Annotated in this window: 2 protein-coding genes; both read right to left on the bottom strand. The window is 72.2% G+C overall.

Translation table 11 applies throughout. The annotated features are described in order from the left end of the window. Positions 1-5,369 (bottom strand): type I polyketide synthase (locus tag ACZ43N_RS42615; RefSeq protein WP_468105254.1); only part of this gene is annotated, 5,369 nt, incomplete at its 3' end. Positions 5,370-5,428: 59 nt separating this feature from the next. Then, the coding region (locus ACZ43N_RS42620) for an acyl carrier protein (protein ID WP_468105256.1) at positions 5,429-6,086 on the bottom strand (658 nt) is incomplete at its 5' end.

The following is a 6,086-nucleotide window of genomic DNA, read 5'->3' on the forward strand; positions in this document are numbered from 1 at the left end:
CCCGGCGTCGACATCACCGTCACACCACCGGCCAACGCCAGATCACACTCACCCGACCGCAACGCCTGCACCGCCAGATGCAACGCCACCAGCGAAGAGGAGCAGGCGGTGTCCACCGTCACCGCCGGACCCTCCAACCCCAGCACGTACGACACCCGACCCGACAACACCGACGCCGCGTTGCCCGTGCCCACATACCCCTCGAAGTCCACACCCGACGACAGCAGCAGACCCGTGTAATCCTGACCGTTCGTCCCCGCGAACACCCCCGTCCGACTGCCCCGCAGCCCACCCGGAGCAATCCCCGCCCGCTCCAACGCCTCCCACGACGTCTCCAACAACAACCGCTGCTGCGGATCCGTCGCCAGCGCCTCCCGCGGACTCATCCCGAAGAACCCCGCGTCGAAACCACCCACACCCTCAAGGAAGGCACCCACGTCGACCAGCGTGGTTCCGGGGCGCTCGCCCTCCGGGTCGTACAACGTCGTCAGGTCCCAGCCGCGGTCGGTCGGGAACGGGCCCACCGCGTCGCCGCCCTCGGACAGCAGGCGCCACAGACCCTCCGGGTCGCGCACCCCACCCGGGAAGCGGCACGCCATCCCGACGATCACCACCGGATCGTCACTGACAGCGACACCGGCGGCAGCCGGCACGACCGGCTCCGCCCCGGTCGTGTCCCCAAGCAGCCGCTCCCGCAGATGCCGCGCGAGCGCCATCGGCGTCGGATAGTCGAACACGACCGTGGCGGCGAGGCCGGTGACACCCGTGAGGGCGCTGAGGCCGTTGCGGAGTTCGACGGCGGTGAGGGAGTCCACGCCCAGGTCGCGGAACGCACGCTCGGCCGGTACGGCCGCCGCGTCCGCGTAGCCCAGGACGGCTGCGGCGCAGGACTGCACGGTCTCCAGCAGGGAACGGTCCTGTTCGGCGGGGGTGAGCCCGGTCAGTCGGCCCAGCAGTCCGGCGCGATCGTCGAGTGCGCCGCGCCCGGACCCCGTGGTTCCGGCTTCGAGGGCCGCGCGGGCCTCGGGCAGTGAGGTGATCAGCGGGTTCGGGCGCGGCAGGGTGAGGGCGGGTGCGAAGTCCGCCCAGTCGAGGTCGGCGACGACGATGGCGGGGCTGCTGGAGGCCGCGGCGCGAGCGAGGACGTTCATGGCCGCCTCGGCGTCCAGGGGGAGGACACCGCCACGGCGCATCCGCGCGGCGGAGCGGGTCTCGTCGGCCATGCCGCCGTCGGCCCAGGGTCCCCAGGCGATGGAGGTGGCGGGCAGCCCGGCCGCGCGGCGCCGCTCGGCCAGTGCGTCGAGGAACGCGTTCGCCGCGGCGTAGTTGCCCTGGCCCGCCGCTCCGATGCTGCCCGCGAAGGAGGAGAAGAGGACGAAGGCGTCCAGGTCGCGGTCGCGGGTGAGTTCGTCCAGATGCAGCGCGCCCAACGCCTTCGCCCGCAACACCGTCGCGAACCGCTCCGGCGTCAACGCATCGATCACACCGTCATCCAGCACACCCGCCGCATGCACCACCGCATCCACCGGATACTCCGCCAACACCCCCGCCAACGCACCACGATCAGCCGCGTCACACGCCACGACCGACACACGCGCACCCAACCCCACCAACTCGTCCCGCAACACCACAGCCCCCGGAGCCCCAAGACCCCGACGACTCGTCAACACCACATGCTCGGCACCCTCCGCCGCCACCCACCGCGCCACCCGCGCACCCAACGCACCCGTACCACCCGTGACCAGCACCGTCCCCCGAGGACGCCAACCCGCCCCCTCACCACCAGCACGCACCCGCTCCAACCGACGGCCCAGCACACCGGACGACCTGACAGCCACCTGGTCCTCGTCGGGGAGGGCGCCCGCGAGGACCGAGGCGAAGCGGGTCGCGGCACGCCGGTCCAACACCTCCGGCAGATCGATCAGACCGCCCCACCGCTCCGGGTACTCCAGCGCCGCCACCCGGCCCAGACCCCACACCGCACCCTGCACCGGATCACCCGGACCGTCCGAACGGCCCACCGACACACCACCACGCGTCAGCACCCACACCCGGCCACCCACACCCGCGTCACCCAACGCCTGCAGCACAACAGCCACCGCGCCGCACGCCTCCACGGCGTCCGCGAGGGTGCCGGTGTCAAGGACGATCCCGGAGACGTCGTGGCCGGCGACTTCCTCCAACCTGGCGGTGAGAGAGGCGCGTTGGGGTGTGGTGGGGAGTTCGAGCACCTGGGGGAGGGCGCCGCGCGCGGCGAGTTCCGCCGTGATGGCGTCGGTGCGGGTGTCGTGGCCGGTGCCCTCGGGCAGGAGTACGAGCCAGCGGCCGGAGAGCACGGTGGCGGACGACGCCTCGAGCGGCTTCCACTGTGTCCGGTAGAGCCACTGGTCCGCCCGGGAACGTTCCAGGCGACGGCGCCGCCAGGACGACAGGGCCGGGACGAGGCCGGTCAGGGACTCCTCGGCGAGCCCCAGCGACTCGGCCAGGGAGCCGAGGTCACCCTGCTCGACGGCGTTCCAGAACTCCGTCTCGGCGGCACCACCGGTTCGCTGCTCGCCGTCCACGCCACCGCGTGCGGCCGGGCGGGCCTGGTCCGTCAGCCAGTATCGCTGGTGCTGGAAGGCGTACGTGGGCAGCTCCACCCGGCGTCCGCCGGGCAGGACGGCCTCCCAGGCCACCGTGGCGCCGTGGGCGTGCAGGCGGGCGAGCGCCGTGACCGTGCTGATGGATGCGTCGCGGTCCTTGCGCAGGAGGGGCGTGAACAGGACGCCGTCGCCGCCGCCGGTTTCTCCGGCGGCGACCGCCTCCGGGCAGTCCTGGGCCAACGCGGTGAGAGTGCCGTCGGGCCCGAGTTCGAGGTAACGCGTCGTGCCGCGCGCCGCGAGCGCGCGCACCGCGTCGGCGAAGCGGACCGCCTGGCGGACGTGCCGCACCCAGTGGTCCGGGGAGCACAGGTCTTCGGGGGTGGCGGCGGCGCCCGTGAGGGTGGAGACGATCGGTATCCGCGGCTGCTCGTAGGACAGGCTCTCCGCGACGGTCCGGAACTCGTCGAGCATGGGTTCCATCAGCGGGGAGTGGAAGGCGTGGCTGACCCGCAGCGCGGTGGCCTTGCGGCCCTGGCCACGGAAGTGCTCAGCGATCTCCTCGACCGCCTGCGCCGCGCCCGAGACCACGATCGCCCGGGGGCCGTTGACCGCCGCGATGCCCACCTCGTCACCGAGCAGAGGCAGGACCTCCTCCTCGGTGGCCTGCAGCGCGACCATCGCACCACCCGACGGCAGGGCCTGCATCAGCCTGCCACGCGCCACCACCAGACGGCACGCGTCCGCCAGCGACCACACCCCCGCCACATGCGCGGCAGCGATCTCACCGATCGAATGCCCCGCCAGAACGTCCGGGCGCACACCCCACGACTCCAGCAGCCGGAACAACGCCACCTCAAGAGCGAACAGCGCCGGCTGGGCGGACTCCGTCCGGTTCAACAGGTCCGCGTCGTCGCCGAACACGAACTCCCGCAGATCGAACGGCAGCTCGGCGTCGACCGCGTCGAAGGCCTCGGCGAAGACCGGGTACTCGTCGTAGAGCTCGCGCCCCATGCCCAGCCGCTGGGAGCCCTGGCCCGCGAAGAGGAAGGCTGTGCGACCGTCGGGGTGGGCGGTGCCGGTGACGATGCCGTCGGCGTGGTCGCCGTGGGCGAACCTGGTGAGGGTGCCGACGAGTTCGTCGTGGGCGGTGCCGATGACGGCCGCCCGGTACTGCAGCGCCGATCGGTGCGTGGCGAGTGACCGGGCGAGGTCGAGGGGCGTGGCGCCGGGGTGTTCCCTCAGGTGCGCGAGGAGGCGGGTGGCCTGGGCGGGCAGCGCTTCGGGGGTTCGGGCGGACAGGAGCCAGGGCAGCACCCGGGGGGCCGGGTGCACCACCGCCGGGGAGGCGACGGAGGCGGTGTCGTCGTCGGCGGGTGCGGTCGCGTCCTCGGGGGCTTCCTCTGCGGGTGCCTCCTCAAGCACGACATGGGCGTTGGTGCCGCTCACGCCGAAGGCGGACACGGCGGCGCGGCGGGGCCTGCCCTCCTCGCCCGGCCACTGCTGTTCCCGGGTCAGCAGCTCGACCGCACCGGCCGACCAGTCCACATGTGAGGACGGCTCATCCACATGCAACGTGCGCGGCAGCAGCCCGTGCCGCAGGGCGAGCACCATCTTGATCACGCCAGCCACACCCGCCGCGGCCTGCGTGTGCCCGATGTTGGACTTCACCGACCCCAGCCACAACGGCCGCTCACGATCCTGCCCGTACGTGGCCAGCAGCGCCTGCGCCTCGATCGGATCACCGAGCGTCGTGCCGGTGCCGTGCGCCTCCACCGCGTCCACATCCGAGGCCGACAACCCCGCACCGGCCAGCGCCGCCCGGATCACCCGCTGCTGCGACGGACCGTTCGGAGCGGTGAGACCGTTGCTGGCACCGTCCTGGTTGACCGCGCTCCCCCGCACCACCGCCAGCACCCGGTGACCATGGCGCCGCGCATCGGACAACCGCTCCACCAGCAGCATGCCCACACCCTCGGACCAGCCGGTACCGTCCGCGCCCTCCGCGAACGCCTTGCACCGCCCGTCCACCGCAAGCCCCCGCTGCCGCGAGAACTCCACGAACACACCCGGCGTCGACATCACCGTCACACCACCGGCCAACGCCAGATCACACTCACCCGACCGCAACGCCTGCACCGCCAGATGCAACGCCACCAGCGAAGAGGAGCAGGCGGTGTCCACCGTCACCGCCGGACCCTCCAACCCCAGCACGTACGAGACGCGGCCGGACACCACGGAGGTGGAGTTGCCGGTCAGCAGGTGGCCCCGTACGTCATCGGGGATGTCACCGAGTCCGGCGCCGTACTCCTGGTTGCTGCATCCGACGAAGACGCCGGCGCGGCCACCCCGTGCCGACTCGGGGTCGATGCCGGCGTGCTCGAACGCCTCCCAGGATGCCTCCAGGAGCAGCCGCTGCTGAGGGTCCATCGCGACGGCCTCGCGCGGCGAGATCCCGAAGAACGCCGGGTCGAAATCGCCGGCGTCGTGGACGAAGCCGCCCTCACGGGTGTAGCTGCCGTCCACGCGCCGGGCCTCCGGGTCGTAGAGCGCCTCGGCGTCCCACCCGCGGTCCGTGGGCCATGCGGAGATGGCGTCGGTGCCGTCGGCCAGGAGCTGCCAGTAGTCCTCGGGGGACCGCACCCCGCCGGGGAACCGGCAGCTCATCCCGACGATCGCGATCGGCTCGTCCTCGCGGGCCTCCAGTTCCTGGAGCCGCCGACGCGTCGCGGCCAGGTCGGCGGTGACCCACTTGAGGTAGTCCCGGAGCTTGTCTTCATTCGCCATTGGAACTTGCCCCATACGTCGTAGCGGTAGGAACGATCAGCCTGCTGTGCCGTGGGCGCTCAGGACCGGCCGAGTTCCTGGTTGATGAAGTCGAAGATCTCGTCGTCCGAGGCCGCCTCGAGGTGCTGGGTGACGGAGGCCTTGGGATCGCCCTCGCTCTGATCACCCAGCTCGGTCAGCATGCTGCGCAGGCGTGCCTTCGCGAGAGTCCTGACGCTGTTATCTGGGGAAAGCCTTGAAATCGTGGCGGCCAGCCGGTCCAGCTCGGCGGCGAGCTCGGTTTCCGGCTCGGGGCCCTCGGCACCGAACAGTTCGGCGTCGAGGAACGCGGCCAGATGGCGCGGCGTCGGGTAGTCGAAGACGAGGGTGCTGGGCAGCTTCAGGCCCGTCTCGGCGGCGAGGCGGTTGCGCAGCTCGACGGCGGTGAGGGAGTCGAAGCCCAGATCGCGGAAGGCCTGGCCCGATCCCACCTCGCCGACGTCGCCGTGCCCCAGTGCGTCGGCCGCCCGCCTGCGGACCAGGTCGAGCAGTGCCTGACCTCGCTCGTCCGCCGACTGACCGGCCAGCTTCTCCCGAAGCCCGGAGTCCCGTTCGTCTTCCTGCCGACCGGTGGTCGCCGAGCTGGCGTCGCCGGTGGTGTGTGCTTCGGGGAGGCCGGTCAGCAACGCGCTGGGACGCACGCTCGTGTACGCCGGGGCGAACCGCCCCCACTCCACG

The organism is Streptomyces sp. NPDC030814 (assembly GCF_055572155.1).